19 protein-coding genes and 1 pseudogene are annotated in these 24062 nt (G+C 71.4%); 12 read left to right on the plus strand and 8 right to left on the minus strand.

Going from position 1 to position 24062, the window contains the following annotated elements; all coding sequences use genetic code 11:
* Window positions 1-106: 106 nt before the first annotated feature.
* Complete coding sequence (gene treY / locus Q8A52_RS16990) at window positions 107-2476, minus strand: malto-oligosyltrehalose synthase (protein WP_316752913.1); 2370 nt, start codon at window positions 2474-2476, stop codon at window positions 107-109.
* Between the two features lie 146 nt (window positions 2477-2622).
* Window positions 2623-4752, minus strand: a complete 2130-nt coding sequence (glgX, locus tag Q8A52_RS16995; protein WP_316752916.1) for a glycogen debranching protein GlgX — start codon at window positions 4750-4752, stop codon at window positions 2623-2625.
* 182 nt (window positions 4753-4934) lie between these two features.
* On the opposite strand from glgX, the gene Q8A52_RS17000 reads away from it, so the two are divergent.
* From Q8A52_RS17000 to Q8A52_RS17015, 4 genes are all read left to right on the plus strand, one after another.
* Window positions 4935-5747 carry a Tat pathway signal sequence domain protein gene (locus tag Q8A52_RS17000; protein WP_316752918.1) on the plus strand — a complete coding sequence of 271 codons (813 nt, stop codon included), beginning with the start codon at window positions 4935-4937 and terminating at the stop codon, window positions 5745-5747.
* A gap of 74 nt (window positions 5748-5821) precedes the next feature.
* Window positions 5822-7141: a copper amine oxidase gene (locus Q8A52_RS17005; protein ID WP_316752920.1), complete on the plus strand. Its 1320-nt coding sequence runs from the start codon at window positions 5822-5824 to the stop codon at window positions 7139-7141.
* Between the two features lie 103 nt (window positions 7142-7244).
* A complete protein-coding gene (locus Q8A52_RS17010; protein WP_316752922.1) occupies window positions 7245-8483 on the plus strand; it encodes an SAV2148 family HEPN domain-containing protein in 1239 nt (412 codons plus the stop codon).
* A gap of 104 nt (window positions 8484-8587) precedes the next feature.
* Window positions 8588-9319 carry a 3'-5' exonuclease gene (locus Q8A52_RS17015; RefSeq protein WP_316752924.1) on the plus strand — a complete coding sequence of 244 codons (732 nt, stop codon included), beginning with the start codon at window positions 8588-8590 and terminating at the stop codon, window positions 9317-9319.
* 179 nt (window positions 9320-9498) lie between these two features.
* Here the strand turns inward: Q8A52_RS17015 and Q8A52_RS17020 are convergent, their stop codons facing one another.
* Window positions 9499-10500 (minus strand): DMT family transporter, encoded by a 1002-nt coding sequence (locus Q8A52_RS17020; RefSeq protein WP_316752926.1) that lies wholly within the window; start codon window positions 10498-10500, stop codon window positions 9499-9501.
* A 94-nt stretch (window positions 10501-10594) separates the two neighbouring features.
* On the opposite strand from Q8A52_RS17020, the gene Q8A52_RS17025 reads away from it, so the two are divergent.
* Window positions 10595-11503: a LysR family transcriptional regulator gene (locus tag Q8A52_RS17025; RefSeq protein WP_316752928.1), complete on the plus strand. Its 909-nt coding sequence runs from the start codon at window positions 10595-10597 to the stop codon at window positions 11501-11503.
* Between the two features lie 23 nt (window positions 11504-11526).
* Here the strand turns inward: Q8A52_RS17025 and Q8A52_RS17030 are convergent, their stop codons facing one another.
* Window positions 11527-12390, minus strand: coding sequence for a phosphotransferase enzyme family protein (locus tag Q8A52_RS17030; protein WP_316752930.1), 864 nt, complete (start codon window positions 12388-12390; stop codon window positions 11527-11529).
* 163 nt (window positions 12391-12553) lie between these two features.
* Between Q8A52_RS17030 and Q8A52_RS17035 the strand changes: the two genes are divergently transcribed.
* Genes Q8A52_RS17035 through Q8A52_RS17045 form a run of 3 tightly spaced genes read left to right on the plus strand, consistent with a single transcriptional unit; the run spans window position 12554 to window position 15569 of the window.
* A complete protein-coding gene (locus tag Q8A52_RS17035) occupies window positions 12554-13462 on the plus strand; it encodes a carbohydrate ABC transporter permease (RefSeq protein ID WP_316752932.1) in 909 nt (302 codons plus the stop codon).
* Window positions 13459-14292 carry a carbohydrate ABC transporter permease gene (locus Q8A52_RS17040; protein WP_316752934.1) on the plus strand — a complete coding sequence of 278 codons (834 nt, stop codon included), beginning with the start codon at window positions 13459-13461 and terminating at the stop codon, window positions 14290-14292. The genes Q8A52_RS17035 and Q8A52_RS17040 overlap by 4 nt, the downstream gene beginning before the upstream one ends.
* A complete protein-coding gene (locus Q8A52_RS17045; protein ID WP_316752936.1) occupies window positions 14292-15569 on the plus strand; it encodes an ABC transporter substrate-binding protein in 1278 nt (425 codons plus the stop codon). The genes Q8A52_RS17040 and Q8A52_RS17045 overlap by 1 nt, the downstream gene beginning before the upstream one ends.
* 171 nt (window positions 15570-15740) lie before the next feature.
* Here the strand turns inward: Q8A52_RS17045 and Q8A52_RS17050 are convergent, their stop codons facing one another.
* Entirely contained in the window at window positions 15741-17984 is a 2244-nt protein-coding gene (locus Q8A52_RS17050) for an MMPL family transporter (RefSeq protein ID WP_316752938.1), read from the minus strand.
* A 372-nt stretch (window positions 17985-18356) separates the two neighbouring features.
* On the opposite strand from Q8A52_RS17050, the gene Q8A52_RS17055 reads away from it, so the two are divergent.
* A complete protein-coding gene (locus tag Q8A52_RS17055) occupies window positions 18357-18908 on the plus strand; it encodes a DUF1697 domain-containing protein (RefSeq protein WP_316752941.1) in 552 nt (183 codons plus the stop codon).
* Here Q8A52_RS17055 and Q8A52_RS17060 read toward each other — a convergent pair.
* Complete coding sequence (locus tag Q8A52_RS17060; RefSeq protein WP_316752943.1) at window positions 18889-19749, minus strand: transglutaminase domain-containing protein; 861 nt, start codon at window positions 19747-19749, stop codon at window positions 18889-18891. The two genes, Q8A52_RS17055 and Q8A52_RS17060, sit on opposite strands and share 20 nt — an antisense overlap.
* Window positions 19750-19825: 76 nt before the next feature.
* Here Q8A52_RS17060 and Q8A52_RS17065 point away from each other — a divergent pair.
* From Q8A52_RS17065 to Q8A52_RS17075, 3 genes and pseudogenes are all read left to right on the plus strand, one after another.
* Window positions 19826-20887 (plus strand): annotated as a pseudogene (locus Q8A52_RS17065) (ketopantoate reductase family protein).
* A 25-nt stretch (window positions 20888-20912) separates the two neighbouring features.
* Entirely contained in the window at window positions 20913-21524 is a 612-nt protein-coding gene (locus tag Q8A52_RS17070) for a TIGR03086 family metal-binding protein (RefSeq protein WP_316752945.1), read from the plus strand.
* 80 nt (window positions 21525-21604) lie between these two features.
* Window positions 21605-22222, plus strand: coding sequence for a mycothiol-dependent nitroreductase Rv2466c family protein (locus Q8A52_RS17075; RefSeq protein ID WP_316752946.1), 618 nt, complete (start codon window positions 21605-21607; stop codon window positions 22220-22222).
* A 156-nt stretch (window positions 22223-22378) separates the two neighbouring features.
* Here the strand turns inward: Q8A52_RS17075 and Q8A52_RS17080 are convergent, their stop codons facing one another.
* Together Q8A52_RS17080 and Q8A52_RS17085 are read right to left on the minus strand one after the other, a co-directional pair.
* Window positions 22379-22504: a hypothetical protein gene (locus Q8A52_RS17080; protein WP_316752947.1), complete on the minus strand. Its 126-nt coding sequence runs from the start codon at window positions 22502-22504 to the stop codon at window positions 22379-22381.
* A gap of 223 nt (window positions 22505-22727) precedes the next feature.
* A complete protein-coding gene (locus Q8A52_RS17085) occupies window positions 22728-24032 on the minus strand; it encodes an MFS transporter (protein WP_316752949.1) in 1305 nt (434 codons plus the stop codon).
* Window positions 24033-24062 lie beyond the last annotated feature (30 nt).

Here is a 24062-nt window from a genome sequence, read left to right on the forward strand (position 1 = left end):
CCAGGGGGCGCCCAGTTGCATTCCAGGTTGAGGCAACGGCGACGGGTGGTGCCGAACGGCTGCCCAGCGGCCGGCGCCGAGCTCCACCTCTGGCGGGCGGCCGTCCTCAGACCGCGCCCCCGACCCGCTCCAGCAGTGCCACCGGCATCAAGCCGAACAGCTCGTGCACGCGCGCGTGCTCCGTGAACTCCCGTTCCGGTGCGAGTACGTCGGCCCAGCGTCCCGGGGGCAGTGGCAACCGGGTGTCGCGCCAGCCGCCCGCCTCGGCCAGCCGCAGCGACAGCCGTGTCACGGCCGTCACCACGTCCCCGGAGCGCGCGAACGCCACGCAGTGCGCCGCGGCCGGGCCCTGGGCGTCCAGGGGGGTATACGTGGCCGTGTCGCCGAAGGTGTCCGGCCGGCGGGCGCGCAGCCGGAGCGCCGCCGCCGTCAGTGCGGCCTTCTCCCCGGACGCGCCGGCCTCCTCCGCGGGCGGGAACCGCACCGGCCGCCGGTTGTCGGGGTCCACCAGCGCCCGGTACTCGTCCTCCGTGCCCTGGTAGAGGTCCGGCACCCCGGGCATCGTCAGATGGACCAGGGCGGTGCCCAGCACGTTCGCCCGGATGTGGGCCTCCAGGGAGCCGCGGAAAGCGGCCACGCGCTCGCCGGGGGTCCCGCACGGCCCCTCCGCGACGAACGCGGCCACCGCCTCCTCGTAGGGCGGCTCCTGCTCCGTCCAGCTCGTGTACAGGCCGGCCTCGCGGACGTGCTTCAGCAGAGCCTCGCCGACCCGTTGTCCGTCCGCCGGGCCGAGCCCGAACACCGTCTGCCAGGCGGCCCAGGCCAGCTGCGCGTCCGGCACGCCCTCGCCGTCCCGGGTCACCTCGGCCAGCACGTCCGCCCAGCGCCCCGGGCACTCGGTCAGCACGGCGAGCGCCGCGCGCACGTCTGCGCTGCGTTTGGTGTCGTGCGTCGACACCACGGTCCCGGTGACCGGCCAGTCGCGCTGCACGCGCGCGCAGTACGCGTGGAACTCCGCCGGGGACACCCCGGGGCGGCCCGGGTCGCCGCCCACCTCGGTCGCCGACAGCAGGGGCACGTAGCGGTAGAACGCCGTGTCCTCCACGGACTTGGCCCGCAGGGCCGACGAGGTCTGCGCGAACCGCGCGCGGTACTCCGCGAGCCCGGGACCGTCACCCGCGGCCCCGACCAGCAGGCCGCGCACCACATCGACCGCCCGCCCCTCCTCGGGCACGACGAAGGCACGGCGGGCCTCCTCGGCGGCCTCCTCGGTGACCACGGCAGCCGCGTCACCGGAGGCGTACGGCCGGTAGACCCGCAGCCGGACCAGCAGCTCCTGCAGCGCGGTGCGCAGCGCCCAGGGGGCCCGGTCACGCAGCGCCGGGTCCGGCGAGCCGGCGCACAGACGGTTCGCCACCCGGGTCAGCCGGTCCGTCTCCGCGGCCAGCTCATGCGTGAGCACCTTGTACGCCGCCCGCCGCACCGTCGCCTCCCAGTCGCCGCCCCGGTCCGTCTGCGGAGCCGCGAACCTGCGGTACTGGCCGAGCAGTTCACCGGCTCCCACGGGGTCCGTGAACAGGCCGTCGACGTGCCGGAGGGCGTCGTAGCCGGTGGTGCCCGCGACGGGCCAGGAGGCGGGCAGGGGCTCCCCGTCGGCGAGGATCTTCTCCACGACGGTCCAGCGCCCACCGCTCGCCTCGTGCAGCCGCTCCAGGTAGCCGTCGGGGTCGGCGAGACCGTCGGGATGGTCGATGCGCAGCCCGTCCACCACGCCCTCGTGCAGCAACTGCAGGATCTTGCCGTGCGTGGCGTCGAAGACCTCCGGGTCCTCCACCCGCACCCCGATGAGCTCCGAGATGCTGAAGAATCGCCGGTAGTTGAGCTCCGTACGGGCCAGCCGCCACCACACCGGGCGGTACCACTGCGCGTCCAGGAGCTGCGGCAGCGCAAGCTCTTCGGTGCCCTCGCGGAGCGGGAACACATGGTCGTGGTAGCGCAGCACGTCGCCGTCGACCGCCAGCTGCCCGAGCTCCGCGCCGACCGGCCCGCCGAGCACCGGCAGCAGCACCTGGCCGCCCTGCGCGTCCCAGTCGATGTCGAACCAGCGCGCGTACGGCGACTTGGGGCCCTCCCGCAGCACCTCCCACAGGGCCCGGTTGTGGCGCGGGGCCATGGCCATGTGGTTGGGCACGATGTCCACCACCAGGCCGAGTCCGTGCTCACGCGCGGTGCGCGACAGCGCGCGCAGGCCTTCCTCGCCCCCGAGTTCGCCGCGCACGCTCGCGTGGTCCACCACGTCGTAGCCGTGCGTGGAGCCCGGGACGGACTCGAGGACGGGGGACAGATGCAGATGGGAGACGCCGAGCGACGCCAGGTAGGGGACGGCCGCCGCAGCGGCCGCGAACGGGAACTCGGGCTGCAGCTGCAAGCGGTAGGTGGCCGTCGGCACCACCGGTTCGGGTCGCTCAGATGTCATGCAGACCTACGTACCCATCCCGCCGCCTTTCGTGTCACGGCACCCGGCACGTGGCCCACGCGCGCGACCGGCATTCGAGCGAAGCCCCGGCACGCGCGCGTGGGCGACGAACCCACAAGGGCCGACGAGGGCCCGCAGGGACCGTCCTAGGCGGGCCGCTGGAGCACGGTCAGGCTCCGGTCCACCAGGGTCAGCCGCTCCCCGGCCTCCACCTTGGGACCCGTGCCCGGCGATACCCCGTCGACGCGGGCGGTGTCGACCACGACCTGCCACTGCCGGCCATGGTCGACCGGCACCACGAAGTCCAGGGACTTCGGCGAGGCGTTGAACATCAGCAGGAAGGAGTCGTCGCCGATGCGCTCCCCGCGCGGGCCGGGCTCGGAGATCGCGTTGCCGTTGAGGAAGACCGAGAGCGCCGACGCCTGCGCCGAGTCCCAGTCCCGCTGGGTCATCTCCCTGCCCTCCGGCGTGAACCAGGCGATGTCGGACAGCTCGTCGTGCGTGCCCTCGACCGGACGCCCGTGGAAGAAGCGCCGCCTGCGGAAGACCGGGTGGTCCTTGCGCAGCCACACCATCGCGCGCGTGAAGTCCACCAGTTCGCCGACCCGCTCGTCGGCGGGCTCGTCGGCATCGGGCCACTTCAGCCAGGCCAGTTCGTTGTCCTGGCAGTAGGCGTTGTTGTTGCCGCGCTGCGTGCGCGCGAACTCATCCCCGTGGCTGATCATCGGCACGCCCTGGGACAGCATCAGCGTCGCGACGAAGTTCCGCATCTGGCGGCCCCGCAGCTCCCGTACCTCGGGGTCGTCGGTGTCGCCCTCCACACCGCAGTTCCAGGACCGGTTGTGGCTCTCGCCGTCCCGGTCGTCCTCGCCGTTGGCGCGGTTGTGCTTGTGGTTGTACGACACAAGGTCGTGCAGGGTGAACCCGTCGTGGCAGGTCACGAAGTTGATCGAGGCGAGCGGGCGCCGCCCGTCGTCCTGGTAGAGGTCGGACGAGCCGGTCAGCCGGGAGGCGAACTCCGCGAGCGCCCGCGGCTCACCCCGCCACAGATCCCTTACGGTGTCGCGGTACTTGCCGTTCCACTCGGTCCACAGCGGCGGGAAGTTGCCCACCTGATAGCCGCCCTCGCCGACGTCCCACGGCTCGGCGATCAGCTTGACCTGGGAGACCACCGGATCCTGCTGCACCAGGTCGAAGAACGACGACAGCCGGTCCACCTCGTGGAACTGCCGGGCCAGGGTCGCCGCGAGGTCGAAGCGGAAGCCGTCGACATGCATCTCGGTGACCCAGTAGCGCAGCGAGTCCATGATCAGCTGCAGGACGTGCGGGGACCGCATGAGCAGAGAGTTGCCGGTGCCCGTGGTGTCCATGTAGTAGCGCGGGTCGTTCGCCAGGCGGTAGTACGACGCGTTGTCCAGGCCCCGGAAGGACAGGGTCGGGCCCAGGTGGTTGCCCTCGGCGGTGTGGTTGTAGACCACGTCCAGGATGACCTCGATACCGGCCTCGTGCAGCGCCCGTACCGCCGACTTGAACTCGAGGACCTGCTGGCCGCGGTCGCCCCAGGAGGCGTACGCGTTGTGCGGGGCGAAGAATCCGATGGTGTTGTAGCCCCAGTAGTTGTTCAGGCCCATGTCGACCAGGCGGTGATCGTTCACGAACTGGTGTACGGGCATCAGTTCCAGGGTCGTGACGCCGAGTTCGGTCAGGTGTTCGATGACGGCGGGGTGGGCGAGCGCCGCATAGGTGCCGCGCAGTTCCTCGGGCAGCCCGGGGTGGCGCATGGTGAGGCCCTTCACATGGGCCTCGTAGATCACCGTGTGGTGGTACTCGGTGCGCGGGCGCCGGTCGTCGCCCCAGTCGAAGTACGGGTTGACCACGACCGACGTCATCGTGTGCGGCGCCGAGTCCAGGTCGTTGCGTTTCTCGGGCGCGTCGAAGTGGTAGCCGTAGACCTCCTCGCCCCACCGGACGGACCCGCTGACCGCCTTCGCGTACGGGTCGAGCAGCAGCTTCGCCGAGTTGCAGCGCAGCCCGCGCCCCGGGTCGTACGGGCCGTGCACCCGGAACCCGTACCGCTGTCCCGGCATGACGCCCGGCAGATACGCGTGCCGAACGAACGCGTCGCTCTCGCGCAGTTCCACCGCCGTCTCCGAGCCGTCGTCGTGCAGCAGACACAGCTCTACTCGGTCCGCGGCCTCCGTGAAGACCGCGAAGTTGGTACCGGCGCCGTCGTACGTGGCGCCGAGCGGATACGCCTCTCCAGGCCAGACCTGCATGGAAACGACTCTTCCAGGTGTCCCGCACCGCTGGGGGTGCCTTGGCCACGAGTCTGCCCGAAAGTGATGGAACCCCCTGTGACTTACGTCCCTCTTATCGATCGACCAGTGCATACGAGGTATGCCGAATCCAGTGGGGCAGACACGTACTCCCGGGGACACAGGGGGAGTAGGGGGAAGATGTGCGCAGAATAGTGCACCGCCATCTGGGCAAGGTGGTGGCCGGTGCGGCCATAGCGGTGGCGGGCACTGCCGTAATGGTCGGGATCACCCTGCCGGGGACGGCAGGGGCGGACGAAACTGGAGGGACCAACCAGAATTCGCGGTCCGCCCAGCAGGCCGGGCAGGGCTCCGGCGCCGTGCAGCCGGGCGTCGTCGAGCAGGCGCCGGCCGAGGGCGAGAAGGGCAAGGGCCGCGACCCGCTGACCGACGACGAGATCAAGCGGGTCGAGCGGATCGCCGTGAACCGGCAGCTGCTCAACACGAGCGAGGACGTCGACGGGAGCCACGGTCCGCAGCGCCTGAGCGTCGACCTGGCGGACCCGGAGTCCGACGAGGTGGACAACCCCGACGCGCCGCGGCGGGCCGACGTCACCTTCTACGACTACAAGACCGACACCCTCGTCACCAAGACCGTCAACCTGGCGACGGGCAAGGTCGAGCAGACCAGCAGCCAGCACGGCGTCCAGCCGCCGCTGAGCCGTGCCGAGAACGCCGAGGCGGCCAGGATCCTGATCGCCGACCCGCTGGGCGCGGGTCTCAAGGCCGACTACAAGGACGCCACCGGCCACGAGCTCACCTCGCCGGACCAGCTGCTGTTCAACGGCGCGGTCTACCGGGCCACTCCGGGTGCCCAGCCCGCCGTGCTCGACAAGTGCGGCGAGCACCGGTGCGTGCGGTTGTTCCCGAAGGTCAAGAACGGTCCGTGGATCGATGCCAGGTCGCTGATCATCGACCTGAGCGCTCGCAAGGTCGCAAGGCTCGACCGCGGCTGATCCACGTCCGGCGAGCGGCCGTGCGTCCCTTTCACCTTTCCAACCTGCTTCTCCTGCAAGGGAGTCATTTCTTCATGCGCGCGAACAGAATCAGCCGTGCCCGCAGGCGGGCGGCCGTGGGCCTGTCCGTGGCCGCGCTGGCCGCCGGTGCGACGACCGGCGCGGGACCGGCCGTCGCCCAGCCGAAGGCCGCCGGGGCGGCCGCCGCCGACTGCAGTGCCGCCTACAAGATCGAGCAGAAGCTCGCCAGTGGCACGACCTGGCGGATGTGCTGGCGCTACGACAGCAAGGCCGGGCTGGTCCTGGAGAACGTCTCGTACCAGCCCAAGGGCGAGACCAAGCCGATCAAGGTCCTCAACAGCGCCCGGCTGGCCCAGATCGACGTCCCCTACGACGACGGCAGTGTCGAGTACGACGACCTGACGGGCTTCGGCTTCGCCCAGGGACTGGTGAACCTGGCGCCGGGCGAGTGCCCCGGCGGCACCATCAAGACCGTCCGGGTCCCGGAGTCCTGGGACCCGCAGCACGCCGACGTCAAGGGCCTGTGCACCACCACCCGCTCCCGCGGCCACGCCTACCGCATGCAGGGCAACAGCGCGAACAAGGTCTACCAGGCCCAGGGCAAGGACCTGCTCGTCTACACCGTGAACCAGGTCGGCTGGTACGAGTACATGACCGAGTGGCGCTTCCAGGACGACGGCACGGTCAACATGAACGTCGGCGCCACCGGCAGCCTCTCCTACGAGGACTACGACGCCGGTGACGGCCGCGGCTGGCCCATCGGCAAGGGCGCCAAGGCCTACGCCACCAGCCACAGCCACAACGTCTTCTGGCGGCTGGACTTCGGCCTGGACGGCTCCTCCAAGACGAAGGTCGAACAGTACGACTCGGCCGTCACCGCGCCGGCCCGCGGCCAGGAGGCCCCGACCAACAAGACCACCCGTACCAAGGTCACCAAGGAACTCGCGGGCGACGCCAGGACCTACCGCTGGTGGCGGGTGGTCAGCGCCACCGGCAAGAACAAGGACGGGCACGCCCGTTCGTACGAGATCGTCCCCGGCCCGACCACCAAGTATCCGGGGCGCAGCTTCACCAAGCACGACGTCTACTTCACCGAGTACAACAAGTGCGAGCAGTTCGCCAGCAACAACCCGGGCAACTGCCCTGCCGACGCCGGTAAGTCCGTCGACAAGTGGGTCAACGGCCAGACGCTCACCCACCCGATCGTCTGGATGAATGTCGGCTTCCACCACATCGCCCGGGACGAGGACCAGCAGCCCATGCCGGTCCACTGGCAGGGCTTCGCCATCGCTCCGCGCGACGTCACGGCTATGAATCCGCTCACTCCCGACGAGCTGGCATGGCAGAACGGCCACTGGCAGCCGCGTAGTTGAGAAAAGGACCCGTCCATCCGGCTGCACCGCCGACCGGTCCCGGAGTACCCTTCCTTGATCGTTGGCACGGGGAGAGCTCGGGGGAGCGGAAGGCGGTGCACGGGTGGGCTCGGGAGGGCTGGAGTTGCCCCCTGGTGACGAGGGTCACGAGGGGAACTCCACAGAGGTCCCGCCCGGCGCGGTGTCCCTGGCGCGGCCCATGGACGCCGGTGCCATCGGGCCGGAACTGGACTGGAACGCCGACGCCTGGCTCGAGGTGCGTACGCGCGCCCAGCGGGCCGGCCGGGCCTACATCTGGCTGAACCTCGTCGAACAGCGGCTGCGCGCGGTCGTGGCCGCTGTTCTGCGTCCCATCTATGAACCCGTCCACGGCGACGAATGGGTGGTCGCCGCGGCCGGCCCCGCCGGACAGGAATGGGTCCAGCGCGCCGTCGCCGTGCGCGAAGTCAGCCGTCGCAAGGGCTACTTGCTCGACCCGGCGGACGACAACGTCCTGAGCTTCCTCACGCTGCCCCAGCTGCGCGAACTGATGGTGCAGCACTGGCCGTGCTTCGAGCCCTACTTCGACGAGCGCCGGGACGTCGAACTCGCCCTGGACGAGCTCGAGGTCACCCGCAACGTCGTCTCCCGCAACCGGGCCCTGTCCGAAGCCGTCCTCAACCAGGCCGAACGCGCCTCCGCCAGGCTGCTGGAGATGCTCGGCGCGGGCAGCGACGTGCCGTCCTCGCGCCGGCTGCCCGTCGACGCCGTCGAGGACCTGGTCGGCGACCGGTACGCGGACGTGGTCGCGGTACACCCCGACCGGGTGCGGCTGCTGCGCCAGTTCCCCGCCGAGGACATCTTCGGCAGGGCCCGCCGCCTCGACGCCATAGGCATCGGGCTCAACCTGCTCGTGCAGAACTTCTCCGGACGCCGGCTGGTGCGCCTGGCCGAGTCCGGCTGCCGGGTGCGGCTGCTCTTCCTGAACCCGGCCTCCAGCGCGGTGAAGCGGCGCGAGCGCGAACTCGGGATGAAACGGGGCGAACTGAGCCGCTCCGTCGAGATGAACATCCTCCACATGCGCCGGGTGCGGTCCCGGCTGCGCGATCCGGGGGCCTTCGAGATCCAGGTCTACGACGAGACACCGCGCTTCACGGCCTACCTCGTGGACGGTGACGGCGCGGACGGCGTCGCCGTGGTGCAGTCCTATCTGCGCGGAGCGCGCGGGATGGAGGTGCCGGTGCTGGTGCTGCGCAACGGGAGCCGCGTGGTCAAGTCGGGCGATACGGATGAGGGCGGCCTCTTTCCGACATACCGCGAGGAGTTCGAGCTGACCTGGGCGGATTCACGGCCTGTGTCCTGAGCCGTCCTCGGCGGGTGAAGCGGAATGCCGTCCTCGGATTGTCAGTGGCGCATGCGATCGTGGAGACCACTGGGGGAAAGCACCACCAAGAAGGGGGGCCGCCCATGGGCTGGCACCGGGAGCTGCTGATCGGCTTCGACCTGGAGACGACCGGGACCGATCCGCGTGAGGCGCGTATCGTCACGGGGGCCGTGATAGAGGTCAGGGCCGGACAGCCCATGGGACGCCGGGAGTGGCTGGCGGACCCGGGCGTGGAGATCCCGGCCGACGCGGTGGCCGTGCACGGCATCAGCAACGAGCGTGCGGCGGCCGAGGGCCGGCCGGCCGACCAGGTCGCGGACGCCATCGCGGACGTCCTCACCGGCTACTGGAAGACCGGTGTGCCCGTCGTCGCCTACAACGCCGCCTTCGACCTCACCCTGCTCTCCGCCGAACTGCGGCGGTACGACCTGCCGTCGCTGTCCGACCGCCTCGGCGGCATCGACCCGGCGCCGGTCATCGACCCGTACACCATCGACCGCCGGGTCGACCGATACCGCCGCGGCAAGCGCAACCTCGAAGCCGTCTGCGCGGAGTACGGCATCTCCCTCGACACCGCCCACGACGCGTCCGCCGACGCCCTGGCCGCGGCCCGGCTGGCCTGCGCGATAGCCGACCGCCACCCCAAGATCGCGGCCGTCGGCCCGGCGGAGCTGCACCGCCGTCAGATCGGCTGGTACGCCGAGTGGGCGGCGGACTTCCAGAAGTTCCTGCGCGGCAAGGGCGACGCGACAGCGGTGGTGGACGGCGTGTGGCCGCTGCGCGACCCGGCGGACCTGGCGGACGAAAAGGTCTGAGCCGGGCGGTCACGCCGACGCCGGGCTCGCGATGCGGGCCGGCCGGGAGTTGGAGGAGGGGCCCCGAACACCGCCCGCACGGCCTCCAGATCCACCCGCCGGTCCCCGGGGACCGGTGCGAGGACCTGGCGCGTGGTCGATGAGCCGGTGGTCGACGCGGGAGGAGTCGAGCAGGGAGATCAGGTGCTGGTAACCGCCGTGGTCCGGCATACGGCTTCCTCTCCGGTCCTCTCGGGGAGTGTGGCGGGCGCGAACGCCCCCGGTGTATCGGCGGTCTTGGGGCAGCCGACGGCCCCGGCCATCCCGGCGGCCCGGTGGGCACGTTCCACGGCCTGGCCCCAGTACGTGCCGGTGACCATCAGGGCCGCGCCCAGGGCGGTGAGCGGGGTGAGATGCTCGCCGCCGAGGGCGATGCCCACCGCCGCCGCCCAGACCGGCTCGGTGCCGAGCAGCAGACTGGCCCGGCTGGCGGACGTGCGCTGCACCGCCCAGGTCTGGACGAGGAAGGCGAACACGCTGCAGAAGAGGGCGAGATAGGCGAGCTGCACCCAGGTCGCCGCATCGGCTCGGGCCAGCGACGGAAGGTCGCGGACGGCGGGGGCGAGGAACAGCCCCGCGCCGACCAGGGTCTGTATCGCCGTCAGATGCAGTGGGCGGATCGTCCTCCCGGCGGTGAGTCGGCCGACGAGGGCCACGTGCACCGCCCGGACGCAGGCCGCGGCGAGCATCAGCAGGTCCCCGAGGCGCGGCGCCTGGAAGCCGTTGCCCCACATCAGCAGACCGACGGCCAGGACACACAGGCCGGCCGCGGCGAAGAACACGGGAGGCGGACCGCCCCGGCGGCCGGTGCGGTCGAGGAGCGGGGTGAGCACGATGGTGAGGCTGATGATCAGACCCGCGTTGGCGGCCGTCGTGTGGGCGACGCCGTACGTCTCCACGACCAGGACCGCGGCCTGGGTGACCCCGAGCGGCAATCCGGCGCGGACCTCGTCGCGGGTCCACCGCAGCCCGCCCCGGGCGGCGACCAGAGCGAAACAGGGGAGCGCGGCGAGGGCGTAGCGCGCGAACAGGACGAGGAGGACGGGCAGGGCGGCCACGGCCGTCTGGGCGGACAGATAGCTGGAACCCCAGACGAGCGCGACCAGGAGGAGTACCGCGTCGGTACGGCGGGCGTCGGTCACCCGCCCACGGTGCACCGCCGACGTACCTGAAGCCCAGAACCACTTTCTTAAACGATCTTTTAGGGAGGCTACATGGTCGTCCTAGACTGACAGCGTGGACGAAAGGCAGCTGAGGATCCTGCGGGAGCTGGGCGAGCAGGGCAGCGTCACCGCGGTCGCCGAGGCACTGCTGGTGACACCGTCGGCGATCTCGCAGCAGTTGCGGCTGCTGCAGCGCTCGATCCCCGTGCCGCTGACCGAACGGCACGGGCGGCGCCTGGTGCTCACCGACGCCGGGCAGGCGCTGGCGGACGCGGCCGTCGGGGTGGAGTCGGCGCTGGCCCGGGCCCGGCACGCGGTCGAGGAGTTCGTCGGCAGGCCGGACGGCGAGGTGTCGGTGGCGGCGTTCCACAGCGCGGGCGCGGCCTTCTTCCCGCTGCTGCTGCGCGCCCTCGCCGGGCCGGACGCGCCGACGGTGGCGCTCGCCGACGAGGACGTACCGCAGGAGGACTTCCCGCGGCTGACCCGCGCGTACGACCTCGTCCTCGCCCACCGCCTGGACCACGCCCCGCCCTGGCCGCGCACGGTGACCGTGACCACCCTGCTGCACGAGCCGCTCGACGTGGCGATGCCGGCCGGGCATCCGCTCGCCGCCAAGCGCCGGGTGACGCCGCGCGACGTCGCCGACCAGTCGTGGATCACCGTGCACGACGGATTCCCGGTCATGGCCACCATCGAGGCCATCGCCGCGGCGGCCGGCCGACGGCTCCGTCTGGCCCATCGCATCAACGAGTTCGCGGTGGTCGCCGAGGCCGTCGCCGCCGGGGGCGGGATCGCGCTGATGCCGCGCTGGACGATGCGCCCGCATCCGGCGCTGGTTCTGCGGCCGCTCAGCGGCGTCCAGGCCACGCGGCACATCGACGTCCTGTGCCGCCCCGAGCGCACGGCGAGAAAGGCGGTCCGCACGGTCCTGACGGAACTGAGGCGAGCGGCAGGCACCATCCGGGGCGAGGCGACTCCCTGACGGGCGCGGGGCTCAAGTGGCGCTCAGAACGGATACCACCGCACCGTCTCGTCCCCGTCCCGCAGCGACGCCACCCGGCGCCGGAACTCGGCCAGCGCCTTGGGGTTGGCCGGGGCGTGCTGGGCGACCCAGGCGCAACTGGCAGTCTCGCGGGCGCCGCGCAGCACCGAGCAGCCCTCCCAGGCGCGCACGTCCCAGCCGTAGGCCTCGGTGAAGGAGTCGTAGGCCTCGGCGGGCAGGCCGTACCGGTCGCGGGACAGGGCCATGACCACCAGATCGTGCTCCCGCAGATCGGCAGAGAAGGTCTCCAGGTCGACCAGTACCGGCCCGTCCGGACCGATGTGCACATTGCGGGGCAGCGCGTCGCCGTGGATCGGCCCCGGCTGCAGATGGGGCGTCAGCGCGGCCGCGGCCGCCGCGAAGCCGTCGCGGCGCTCACGCAGACAGGCGGCGTCCGCCGGATCGATCGCGTCGCCCGCGAGCCGCAGCCAGCGCTCCACACCGCCCAGCAGCTCGCGGGGCGGCAGCGCGAAGGAGGGGGAGGGGAGCGCGTGCACCAGCCGTAGCAGTTCGGCCAAATCCCGCGGTTCGGCGGGCCGTACGGGCTCGGGCAGCCGGTGCCACACGGTCACCGGGTGCCCCTCCACCAGCAGCGGCTCGGACCCTGCCGCCCGCACCGCCGGCACACCCGCCTCGGCCAGCCAGCCGGCGATCTGCAGCTCGCGGCGGGCCCGGTCCAGGAGCTCGGCGTCGCGGCCCACCTTGACGGCCAGGTCACCGGCGGCGAACACCGCGTTCTCACCGAGGGCGAGGAGCCGCGCGTCCCGCGCCGGACCCGGCAGCACCCCTGCCGCGGCCAGTACGTCCCGCGCCCGTGCCTCGTCCATCGTCCGCCTCCGTGTTCGGCCTCGGGACGGCGTCAGGATCTCGCCATCCGACCGTCAGTCTCGCATCCGTACAGGTCGGACCGGGTGCACGGTCCCTTGACGCGACCCACCGCCGTCACGACCATGACCGGGCCCGGCCGTGCCGTGCAAAGGGGGAGATGCCGTGGCATCGGCGACCGATGCGAGGAGAGCGGTGGGGCGTCCCGCCGATCACGGCGCCTGGTTCCTGGTGCTGCCCGCCCTGATTCCGATCCTCGTGCTGAGCGTCGGCCCGCTGCTGTACGGGATCCTGCTGGCGTTCACCGACTCGCAGTCCGGCCGGACCGCGGCCACCCGGTGGACCGGCGCCCTCAACTTCCGGGACCTGCTGCACGACACGCTGTTCTGGGAGTCGTTCCGGATCGGGCTGGTGTGGGCGGTCGGGGTGACCGTGCCGCAGTTCCTGCTGGCGCTGGGGTTCGCCCTGTTGCTCAACCAGGACCTGCGCCTGCGATGGCCGGCCCGCGCCCTGGCGATCGTCCCCTGGGCGATGCCCGAGGTCGTGGTCGGCATCATGTGGCGGCTCGTCTACAACCCGGACGCGGGCGTCCTCAACGAGACCCTGCGCGACCTCGGCCTGGGCGACGGCCGGGACTGGCTCAGCGGTCTCGCCACCGCCCTGCCCGCCGTGATCGTCGTCGGCGTCTGGGCCGGAATGCCGCAGACGACGGTCGCCCTGCTCGCCGGACTGCAGAACACGCCCCGTGAACTCCACGAGGCGGCGGCCGTGGACGGCGCGGGCGCCTGGCGCCGGTTCCGCACGGTCACCTGGCCCGCCCTCAGACCCGTAGCCCTGGCCATCACCGCGCTCAACCTGATCTGGAACTTCAACTCCTTCGCCCTGGTCTATGTGCTGACCAACGGCGGACCCGGCGGCCGCACCCGGCTGCCCAGCCTGTTCGCCTATGAAGAGGCCTTCCGCTACGGCCAGTTCGGCTATGCGGCGGCCATGGGATGCGCGATGGTCGCGGTGATCTCGGTGCTCCTCGCCGTCTTCCTGGTGGGCCGCTTGCGGGGAGGCGAGGACACATGAGGACCCGTACCGGGGCACGTGCCGGCCAGTACGCCGCCCTGCTCGCGTACCTCGTCTTCCTGGCCTTCCCCTTCCTGTGGCTGCTCTCCACCGCCTTCAAGTCGCCGCGCGAGCTGGGCAGTCTGCACCCCGGCTGGATCCCCGAGGACCCGACCCTCGCCAACTTCCGTCAGGCCTTCGACGAGCAGCCGCTGCTGCGCGCCGCGCTCAATTCGCTGCTCGCCGCGTTCGGTTCCGCCGTCATCGCCGTACTGCTCGCGACTCCGCTCGCGTACGTCGTGGCCCGGCGCCGCACCCCGCTGTCCCGGGCGGCGACGGGGTGGGTGGTGGTCAGCCAGGCGTTCCCGTTCGTCCTGGTGATCATCCCGTTGTTCCTGGTGCTGAAGAACCTGCGGCTCATCGACTCCCTGCCGGGACTGGTCATGGTCTATGTGGTGTGGGCTCTGCCGTTCGCGCTGTGGATGCTCGTCGGGTACGTGCGGGCGGTGCCGGCCGAGCTGGAGGAGGCTGCGGCGGTCGACGGCGCGGGGCGGCTGCGCACGCTCGTGTCGGTGACGGCACCGCTGCTGGCGCCGGGGATCGTGGCGACGGCGCTGTTCGCGTTCGTCACCGCGTGGAACGAGTTCTTCTTCGCGCTGGTGCTGCTGAAGACACCGGAGAAGCAGACCCTGCCCGTCGTCCTGACCCACTTCATCGGCGCGGAGGGCGTCGCGGACCTCGGACCGCTGGCGGCGGCCGCCTTCCTGGCGACGCTGCCCTCACTGGTGGTCTTCGCGGTCGTCCAGCGGCGGATCACGGGCGGGCTGCTCGCCGGGGCGGTGAAGAGCTGATGCGGACCAGGATCGTGGCGGCGGTCGCCCTGCTCACGCTCCTCGCGGGCTGCTCCTCGGGAGGCGGGTCCGGCGACGGCCGGATCACCCTGCGCTTCCAGTCCCTGGCCTGGCAGCAGGAGTCCGTCGCCGCCAACAAGGAGCTGGTGAAGGAGTGGAACGCGGCCCACCCGGACGTGCAAGTCGAGTACGTCCAGGGGAGCTGGGACGGCGTCCACGACCAGCTGCTCACCTCCTTCGAGGGTGGTGAGGCGCCGGACGTCGTCCACGACGCCTCCGACGACCTCGCGGACTTCGCCTACGGCGGCTGTCTCGCCGATCTGACCGACCTGCTGCCCGCACGCCTCAAGTCCGATATTCCCCAGAAGAGTTGGGAGACGGCCACGTTCGGGGACGGGATCTACGGCGTTCCCTTCCTCCAGGAGCCCCGCGTGCTGATCGCCAACACGGCCTGGCTGCGGAAGGCCGGTGCACGGACACCGACGCCGGAACACCCCTGGAGCTGGGCCGAGTTCCGGCAGATCACCAAGGACCTCAGTGGCGGCGGCCGCTACGGTGTGGCCTGGCCGCTGAAGGAGCCGGTCTCCGCCACCCTCAATCTGTCGCTGTCGGCGGGCGGGCGGCTCTTCCACCGGGGCGCCGACGGCAAGGTGACCGTGCGGGTCGAGGCGGGCGACCAGGTGGTGCCGCGCACCGTCAACGAGCAGATCGGCACCGATCGCAGCGCACCGGCCTCGACGCTGGGCAGCGGCGGCTCGGACACGCTCCCCGGCTTCTTCGGCGGCAAGTACGCGATGGTGCCGCTGGGCTTCTCGTACCGGCAGCAGATCGTGCGGCAGGCCCCGAAGGGCTTCGACTGGGAGGTGCTGCCCGCCCCGGCCGGTGCCGACGGGCTCACCCAGGGCGTCAGCCCGCAGACGTTGTCCATAGCCGAGGACAGCCCCCACAAGAAGGAGGCCATGGAGTTCGTCGACTTCCTGCTCCGGCCGCGGAACATGGTGCGTCTGGCCCTGGGTGACTGGATGCTGCCCACCGGCACCCAGGCCCTCCAGGACCGGGCCCTGCACACCGCGAGATACGGCTGGGCCACCGGCACCGCCCTGGCCGGGCAGCTGCGCTCGGCGCCCGCCCAGTCCGTGCGCGGCTACCCGGAATGGAAGGACAAGGTGGCGACCCCCGCCTTCCAGGAGTACTACAGCGGGGCCATCGGGCTCGACGAGCTGCGCCACCGCCTGGAGCGGGACGGCAACCTGGTCCTGGCCCGCTACCAGCGCTGAGCGGCGCGCGGCGCTCGGGCCCCCTGGAAGTCGGCGGTCGCTGAGCGCGGCCCCCGGCGGGCGGCCGACCTCAGCGAGGCCGAACTGTCCGCGCGCCGGGCACGAGCGAAGGCCCGTTGGTTCCCCCGGGGAGACCAACGGGCCCTCGTGTCACAGAGGTTCGGCCCAGACTCAGACCCGAACCGGCTCACCCTCCTCCGGCACCACCGGTGCCACCGCCTCCGGCGACTCGTCGTGGGTGAGGTCCGGCATCCGGTGCAGCCACTTCGGCAGGTACCAGTTGCGCTCGCCGAGCAGTGCCATCACCGCGGGAAGGAGCACACCGCGGATGATCGTCGCGTCGATCAGCACCGCGGCCGCCAGGCCCACGCCCATCTGCTTCATGGACTGCATGGACAGCGTGCCGAAGATCGCGAACACGGCGACCATGATGACCGCGGCGCTGGTGACGACACCGGCCGTGGTGACCACACCGTGCTGGATCGCGTCCTTCGTCGTACGGCCGCGCAGCCGGGCCTCGCGGATCCGGGACACCACGAACACGTGGTAGTCCATCGACAGGCCGAACAGGATCACGAAGAGGAACAGCGGCAGCCAGGTCACGATGGCGCCGACGCCCTCGGCGCCCACCAGCGAGGCGCCCCAGCCGTGCTGGAAGACGGCGACGAGGATGCCGTAGGCCGCGCCCACCGACAGCAGGTTCAGCAGGATGGACGTGATCGCGACGGTCAGCGAGCGGAACGACAGCAGCATCAGCAGGAAGGCGAAGACCACCACGAAGGCGAAGACCGGGACCACGGAACCGATCAGCTGGTCGTTGAAGTCGTGGTTGCCCGCGACCTGTCCGGTGACCGGTGCCTCGACCCCGTCGACCTTGCCGAGCGTGGCGGGCCGCACCTCGTCGCGCAGCTTCTCCAGGCTCTCGGTCGCCTTGCCCATGTCGGAGCCGCCGACCAGGGGCACGGACACCAGGGCCACGTTCTGCGCGTCGTGCAGCTTGATGTCGATCGGGCCCTGCGAGGCGCCCGACTCGATCGCCTGCTTCTTGAAGTCGGCCAGCGCCTGACGCACCTCGGGCGCGTTGATGTCCTTCGCCTTGACGACCACCGAGGCCGGCTCGGAGCCGCCCGGGAAGGCGTCGTTGAGCCGGTCGTACGTCTGCACGATCGGCAGCGAGTCACCGAACTCCTGGTCCAGCGTGAGCTGCGAGGTCTTCATCCCGAGGGCGGGAGCCGCGACCGCGAGCAGAGCGCCCGTCGCGACGACGACCGATACCACGGGCTTGGCGAGCACGCCCCGCAGGACGGCGGTCCAGAACCGGCTCTCCGAGCCGCCGGAGCGCTTACGACGGCGCAGGAAGGGGATCCGCCCCTTCTCGACCCGCTCGCCCAGCAGCGACAGCAGCGCGGGCAGGACGGTCACGGAACCGACCATGGCGACCGCCACGACCATCAGCGAGGCCAGGCCCATCGCCTCGAACTCGGGGAGCCCGGTGAACAGCATGCCCGCCATCGCCACGCACACCGTGACACCGGACACGATGATCGCGCGGCCGCTGGTGGCGGCGGCGATCCGCAGCGCGGCCCCCGCGTCGCGCCCGGCCTCCCGCTCCTCGCGCTCGCGGCGCAGGTAGAACAGGCAGTAGTCGACGCCGACCGCCATGCCGACCAGCAGCATCACGGAGTTCGCGGTGTCGCTCATCGGCTGCAGATGGCTGACGATGCCCATCAGGCCCATCGTCGCCATGATCGCGGTGACCGCCAGCGCCACCGGCAGCAGCGCGGCCACCAGCGCGCCGAAGGCTATGAGCAGAATGCCGAGCGCCACCGGCACGGCGGAGAGCTCCGCCTTCTGGAAGTCGTCACCGAAGGCGTCCTTGTACTGCTTCTGCATGCTGGCGGAGCCGATCTCCTCGACCCGCACCGTCTCGTGGTCCTTCTGCACACCCGCGACGGCCTTCAGCACCGGCTCGACCCGGTCGGCCGCGGTGTCCGTCTCGCCGCGCATGTCGAACTGCACCAGCGCGCTGCGGCCGTCCTTCGAGATGCTCCGTGTGTCGTACGGCGAGGTGACGCCGGTGACCTTGCCGGTGCCCTCGACGGCCTTGACGACGTCGGCGACGGTGGCCCGGAACTCGGCGTCGGTGGCCTTGACCGATCCGTCCTTCGACTGGATCAGGACCGTCTCGCTCGCCGGGTCCTTGATGCCCGCGTCGTCGATGATCTTCGCGGCGGTGTGGGTCTCGCCCTTCAGCTGGTCGGACTCGTCCACGTCGACGCGGCCCGCCGCCGAACCGAGTCCCATGGCCAGGACGACGAACAGCACCCAAATGCCGACGGCCGCCCAGCGGTGCCGGGCGCTCCATCCGCCGGCCCGGGCGGCCAGGCCCCGCACCCGCGTGTCTCCGTTCCCCATGACGGGATTGCCCCCTCGTGTGCGGTGACGGCCCCCGCCGCCACGTCTTCGCTGCGTTCGATTCGAAGGTATGGGGCGGATAAGGAGGTCTCGTCGTGCTGCCCGGTGAAGTGCGCAGCCTTGTTCTCATCGCTGAGGAGGATGTTGGGCCCTTACATCTATCCGCGCTTCTCGGGGGTGATGATCAGGGCTGTCCGTTCCGTCGGCAGAGATCCACTTTGTGATTACGAAACCTTGTTGAACAAATCACAGCTGCGTGTAGTGGTTGATTCGCACCCACCTGATCGGCCAGAGTTTCGCGCAGCCCGGCCTTGGGCGAGCGGCTGTCGTGCCCACCCCCACGGGGCACGACGGCCGCCTTATGGTGTCTGGATGACGACGTATGCGGCGCTGCTGCGCGGGATCAACGTGGGTGGCCGGAAGAAGCTCCCGATGGCCGAACTCCGGCAGCTCATGGACGGCCTCGGTCATCAGGGCGTACGCACCCATCTGCAGAGCGGGCAGGCCGTCTTCAGCACCGGCCGCGGCGACGAGGAGTCCCTGGCCGCGGAACTCACCGAGGCGATCGAGAAGCACTTCGGGTTCTCCGTCGACGTGATCGTGCGTGATCACGCCTATCTGGAGGCGGTGGTTGGCGCCTGCCCCTTCCCGGCGGCCGGGCTGGAGGCCAAACAGCTCCACGTCACGTACTTCTCGGCGCCGGTCACCGCCGACCGCTTCGCGGAGATCGACGCGGCCGCCCACCTCCCCGAGGAGTTCCGGCTCGGCGACCGCGCGCTGTACCTGTACGCTCCGGATGGCCTCGGCCGCTCCAAGCTGGCGGAGGTCCTGTCCCGGCCGCGGATCAACAAGGGGCTGATCGCCACGACCCGGAACTGGAACACCGTCGTCAAGCTGGTGGAGCTCACCGCCGGGGAAGAGTGACCGTGCGCAGGCCGAGGAAGGGCGACAGGGAGAGGATCTCGCGGGGTACGGCGAGCCGTGGGTCCTCGTGGAGGTGCTGGAACTCCTCCGTCGTGCCGGCCGCGGCCACGGCGTCGATCAGGGCCAAGTCGTCCTCCGCCGGCGACGCGTAACTCTCGGGGCCCGCGAGCCCCCAGCCGTCCCAGGGCAGCGGCTCGGTGCCGTTGAGGGCCGCGAGGTCCAGGACGACGGAGTTGCACACCAGCCACATGCCCCGCAGTCCGGGATCGACCCAGACCCCGAACGTCTCCGGATCGGCCTCACCGGCCCGGCACGCCCGCCACGCCTGCCCGGCCACGAGGAACCGGTCCCGGGGCACGTCCAGCGGGTCGAAGGGCAGGTCGTAGAAGTCGGCGGACACCTGTGGGTCGACCAACCGCCAGGTGCCGTCCGGCAGTTGGTACTCGGTCACCCAGTGGTCGTCGTGGAAGCCGTCGACGAAGTACGTGCCGTAGCCGCCCCGGACGCGGGCCGGGGTACCCGTCGCCCGCAGCAGCGAGCACAGCAGGAGTGCGTAGTCGCGGCACGTGCCGACGAACTGCTCGTCGTAGGACCGCTTCTCGGTCAGCGGAGCGTCCTTGCGCTCGCGCAGGATGCGCAGGATCTCCGTGACGTACCGGGACTCGCCGTCGTGGTGCAGCCGTTCCTCGGGGATGTCGTACCCGGTCCGCTCGCCCTCCAGCCGATGGAGGATCACACCGCGTACCAGCGCGGTGAGTTGGCGCGGATCGCGTGGCAGGTCACTCACGTCCAGGTCGCCCGGGGCGCTGTACGGCGTCTGTTTCAGGTAGAAGTCGTCCATGCCCCGGACCCTCGACCCTGCCCCAGGGCCAAGGTCAACCCGGCCGGCCGCGCACGGATGTGCCAGGCTCTTCGGCATGCGTTACATCATCATCGGGGCAGGGGCGGTCGGTGGCACCGTCGGGGGACGGCTGGCCCAGGCCGGACGCGAGGTCGTGCTGGTGGCGCGGGGCAAGCATCACGCGGCACTGAGCGAGGCCGGGCTGCGGCTGCGGGTGCCCGAGGGCGAGCTGACGTACCGGATGCCCGTCGTCGACGGACCGGCGGCGCTCGGCGAGCTGCGCCCCGACGACGTCCTGGTGCTGGCCGTGAAGACGCAGGACAGCGTGGCCGCCCTGGACACCTGGGGCCCGGCGCCGGTGGCGGGCGGCGGCACGGCGGCCATGGGGGTCCCCCCTGCTTGAGCGAAGTCGAAAGCTTGGGGGAAGCTGCCGTTGGTGTGCGCGCAGAACGGGGTGGAGGGCGGGCGGCTCGCCCTGCGCCGGTTCCGGCACGTGTACGGCGTCTGCGTCTGGCTGCCCTCGGCCTTCGTCGAACCCGGAGTCGTCTCCGCGGCCGGCACTCCGCTCACCGGCATCCTGCATCTGGGCCGTCTTCCGCACGGCACCGACGACACCGCACACCGCATCGCCGCCGACCTGGCGGCGTCCCGCTTCGAGGCGCCGGTGGTGGCCGACGTGGCCCGCTGGCAGTACGCCAAGCTGCTCGGCAACCTCGGCAACGCCATCGAGGCGGTCGGCGGCCCGATCGCGGACGAGGCCGGCCGCGGGCTCTACGCCCGGGTGCGGTCCGAGGGCGAGGCCGTGCTCGACGCCGCCGGGATCGCGCACGCGAGCGCCGGGGAACAGCAAGCGGCACGCGGCGACAAGGTCACCCTCGTCCCGCTCGACGGCGTCCATCGGGGCGGCGGCTCCTCCTGGCAGTCCCTCAACCGTGGCACCGGCACCATCGAGGCCGACTACCTGAACGGCGAGATCGTCCTGCTCGGACGTCTGCACGGCGTGCCGACCCCGCTGAACGTGCTGCTCCAGCGGCTCGCCAACCGGTTCGCGCGGGAGCGGCGGGCCGCCGGATCGATGCCGGCCGCCGAGCTCGTACGGCTGGCGGACGACGCTGTCGCGTTTGTTCAAGAAGGCTGAGCCGAGCCTCCCTAGCGTGAGGGGCATGACGTACGACGACATGCACCCGTACATGATCGAATGTGCCGCCGAGGCGGCGCGTGTCGCGCGCGGTGTCGCGGCGGCACAGCTCGACGAGAAGAGCCACTGCACCGACTGGGACGTCCGCGCCCTGGTCAACCACTGGGTCCTGTACACCTCGCACGGCCTGGAGCACCGCGCCCTGCGCAAGCAGCTCCCCGAGGAGCTCACCGCCCGCGACTTCACCGCCGACCCCGACTGGGCCGAGGCGTACGCCGCCCAGCTGGACCGCGCCGTCGCCGCCTGGGCGGACCCGAAGGTGTGGGAGGGCGAGGTCGATCTCGGTATGGCGAAGATGCCGGCCGCCGAACTCGCCTCGATGATCATCAAGGAGATGGCGGTGCACGGCTGGGACGTCGCGACCGCCACCGGCCAGGAGTACCGGGTCTCCGAGGATGCGGCCCGGCTCGTCCTCGACGTGGTCGAGACCCATGGCGATCTCTACCGCCAGTACGACGGCTTCGCCGAGCCGGTGCCGGTGCCGGACGACGCGCCCGTCTTCGAGCGGGCGCTGGCGGCAAGCGGACGGGACCCCCGACCGGCCACGCCGTCCCGTCGTTCCGTGTCCCCCGAGTGAACGGATCGTCGAATCGGGTCAGTGAAAGTGTGAGGGATTGGGTCAAGACCATGTGCCATTCGCGGACTAGCGTCAGCGGCATGACGCACTCCGCGACCACCAGGGTCGACTTCCACTTCGACCCCGCCTGCCCCTTCGCCTGGATCACCTCCCGCTGGCTGCTGGAGGTCGAGCGCGAACGCCCGCTCGACCTCCGCTTCCATGTGATGAGCCTGTACCTGCACAACGCCGGCAATGAACTCCCCGACTGGTACCGGGACTTGGTGGACCGGTCGATCGGTCCGGTACGGGTCGCCGTGGCCGCGGCCGAACGGCACGGCGAGCAGGTGCTGCGCGATCTGTACACCGCGCTCGGTACGCGGATCCACGACCGGGGCATCAAGGACTTCGACGGGGCCGTCGCCGAGGCGCTCGCCGAACTCGGCCTTCCGGCCGACCTCATGGACGCGGCGCACGACCCGTCGTACGACGCCGCGGTGCGCCGCAGCCATGACTGCGGTGCCGAACCGGAGACCGGCACCTATGTGGGCACACCCACCCTGCGCGTCGACGGAACGGTGTGGTTCGGCCCGGTGCTGCGCGCCATTCCGCGCGGGGCGACGGCGGCAGAACTGTTCGACAGCTTCCGGGTCCTGGCCGCCCACCCGGACTTCTTCGAGCTCAAGCGCACCCGTACGGGAGCGCTCCGCTTCGAGTGATCGGATGATGACCGGGGCGGGCGGGGGATCTGAGTCATTTCCGGTCTGGCACGCCCGACGGCGACACCAAGGGGCTGGTCACCACGGGCAACCGGATCACGGGGTCCCCTCCGACGTCCCACCGGAGATCCTGCTCAACGCCGGACTGGAGCAGCCCTACCGCACCTTGCTCGGGCGCACCGTCATGTTCCGGGTGATCGGCGGGCTGCGGCCCGGCACGTCCTCCACCGTGGCCGTCGCGGCGGTGACGGCGGCCGGTACCGGACCCGCGGCCACGGTCACCGCGACGACCCGAGCAACTGCCCTGTAATGCCGCGCTGTTGGCCATTTCGGTGCGACTGCGACGGAAAACTCCCCTGGTGTGACACGTTCGGCGTCAGAGACGCAGTATCAAAAGCGGGACACGGCAATGGGGCTCGCGTGAGCCGGTAGCCGTGTGCCGGCCGGTCGTCCGCGGCCCGACGTCACAGGGGAGCGCCGGACCGCGGACGGCCCATCGGCCCTGTCAGGCGGGCTCGCCCCGCCAGTCACCGTCGCGTCGGGCCCAGCGCACGGCGGGACGCACCGCGAGACCGGCCGCCGCGAACAGCACGCCCAGCACCGCCCAGCCCGCCGTGCCGTGCTGGATCGCGGTCACCGTGACCAGCGCCGGGCCCGCCATCATCCCGGCGGACATGCCCGCTCCGAACACACCCTGGTAGACGCCGTGGGCGCGGGCGTCGGCGAGTTCGTAGCCCAGCGTCCAGCCGCCCGCCGCGGACAGCACCTCGGCGAGGACGTGGACCATCGCGCCCACGGTCAGCGCGAGAACGGCCCACACCGCGGACAGCCCCGCCGACGCGGCGTACGCCGCGCAGGACGCCGTGAGCAGCGGGCCCGCCCAGACCATCGCCCGTACCGCGGAAGGGACTTGGGAGGCACGCCGGGCCACGCGCACCTGGAGCAGTGCCACCAGCACACAGTTGACGATCAACAGCAGGGCCGCCGTCCAGCGCGGCGCCTCGGTCCGCTCGACGATCCACAGCGGCAGGCCGACCTCGATCAGGGTGTACTGCACGCACAGCACCGCGTTCAGCACGGTCACCGCCAGATACGGCAGGTCCCGCACCGCACGCCAGCGGTCGGCGGCCGGTGCGTCGGCCGCGTGCGACTGCCGGTCCCGTGCGTGCGGCGCCAGCGGCAGCCGGGGCACCATCAGGGCGGGCCCGAGGAACGACAGCGCGTTCAGCACGATCGCCGTCACATACGCGGCCCGTGTGTCGAGTTGGAGCGCCACGGCCCCGAACCCGCCGCCCACACCGATGCCCACGTTCGTGACCATCCGCAGATAGGCGCGCGCCTCCACCCGGGTCGCCGCGGGCAGCACGTCCGCGTAGATCGCGCCCTGCACCCCTCGACTGGCCATCTGCAGCCCGGTCGCGCACACCACCGAGAGGAGGAAACCGGCGTACGAGTCCACCAGGACGTAGGCCGCCGTGGCCAGCCCGGTGCCGCCCCACAGCAGCGCCCCGACCTGCCGGGCGCCCCACCGGTCGGCCGCCCGTCCCGCCGGGACGCCCGCCGCGACCCCGACCAGTCCCGCGACCGTCATTCCGAAGCCGACCGCGGTGGCGTCGAGGCCGACGATGCGGGTGAAGTACAGGACGCCCAGAGGGAAGTAGAGTCCATTGCCGAGGGAGTTGACCACGGTGAGGAGCGTGGCCCTGCGCAGGGCAGGGTCGGCGGGGAGCAGTCCGGCGGCTCGGGTGGCACGCTCCGGGCGCGCGTCCGTCACTGGGCCGGAGGCCGGGGATTCCGGTGTCGTCGTCATGGAACCAGCGAACCGCTGGGCCATGGGATG

The sequence above is a fragment of the Streptomyces herbicida genome, from assembly GCF_032656585.1.
Classification (GTDB): domain Bacteria; phylum Actinomycetota; class Actinomycetes; order Streptomycetales; family Streptomycetaceae; genus Streptomyces; species Streptomyces herbicida.

What these genes read in the sequence shown, in the direction of transcription:
- Q8A52_RS17055 (WP_316752941.1), top strand. Translation starts at nt 18,357, where the DNA reads ATGACGACGTATGCGGCGCTGCTGCGCGGGATCAACGTGGGTGGCCGG.
- Q8A52_RS17060 (WP_316752943.1), bottom strand. Translation starts at nt 19,749, where the DNA reads ATGGACGACTTCTACCTGAAACAGACGCCGTACAGCGCCCCGGGCGAC.
- Q8A52_RS17030 (WP_316752930.1), bottom strand. Translation starts at nt 12,390, where the DNA reads ATGGACGAGGCACGGGCGCGGGACGTACTGGCCGCGGCAGGGGTGCTG.
- Q8A52_RS17015 (WP_316752924.1), top strand. Translation starts at nt 8,588, where the DNA reads ATGGGCTGGCACCGGGAGCTGCTGATCGGCTTCGACCTGGAGACGACC.
- Q8A52_RS17040 (WP_316752934.1), top strand. Translation starts at nt 13,459, where the DNA reads ATGAGGACCCGTACCGGGGCACGTGCCGGCCAGTACGCCGCCCTGCTC.
- Q8A52_RS17070 (WP_316752945.1), top strand. Translation starts at nt 20,913, where the DNA reads ATGACGTACGACGACATGCACCCGTACATGATCGAATGTGCCGCCGAG.
- glgX (WP_316752916.1), bottom strand. Translation starts at nt 4,752, where the DNA reads ATGCAGGTCTGGCCTGGAGAGGCGTATCCGCTCGGCGCCACGTACGAC.
- Q8A52_RS17045 (WP_316752936.1), top strand. Translation starts at nt 14,292, where the DNA reads ATGCGGACCAGGATCGTGGCGGCGGTCGCCCTGCTCACGCTCCTCGCG.
- Q8A52_RS17005 (WP_316752920.1), top strand. Translation starts at nt 5,822, where the DNA reads ATGCGCGCGAACAGAATCAGCCGTGCCCGCAGGCGGGCGGCCGTGGGC.
- Q8A52_RS17075 (WP_316752946.1), top strand. Translation starts at nt 21,605, where the DNA reads ATGACGCACTCCGCGACCACCAGGGTCGACTTCCACTTCGACCCCGCC.
- Q8A52_RS17050 (WP_316752938.1), bottom strand. Translation starts at nt 17,984, where the DNA reads ATGGGGAACGGAGACACGCGGGTGCGGGGCCTGGCCGCCCGGGCCGGC.
- Q8A52_RS17085 (WP_316752949.1), bottom strand. Translation starts at nt 24,032, where the DNA reads ATGACGACGACACCGGAATCCCCGGCCTCCGGCCCAGTGACGGACGCG.
- treY (WP_316752913.1), bottom strand. Translation starts at nt 2,476, where the DNA reads ATGACATCTGAGCGACCCGAACCGGTGGTGCCGACGGCCACCTACCGC.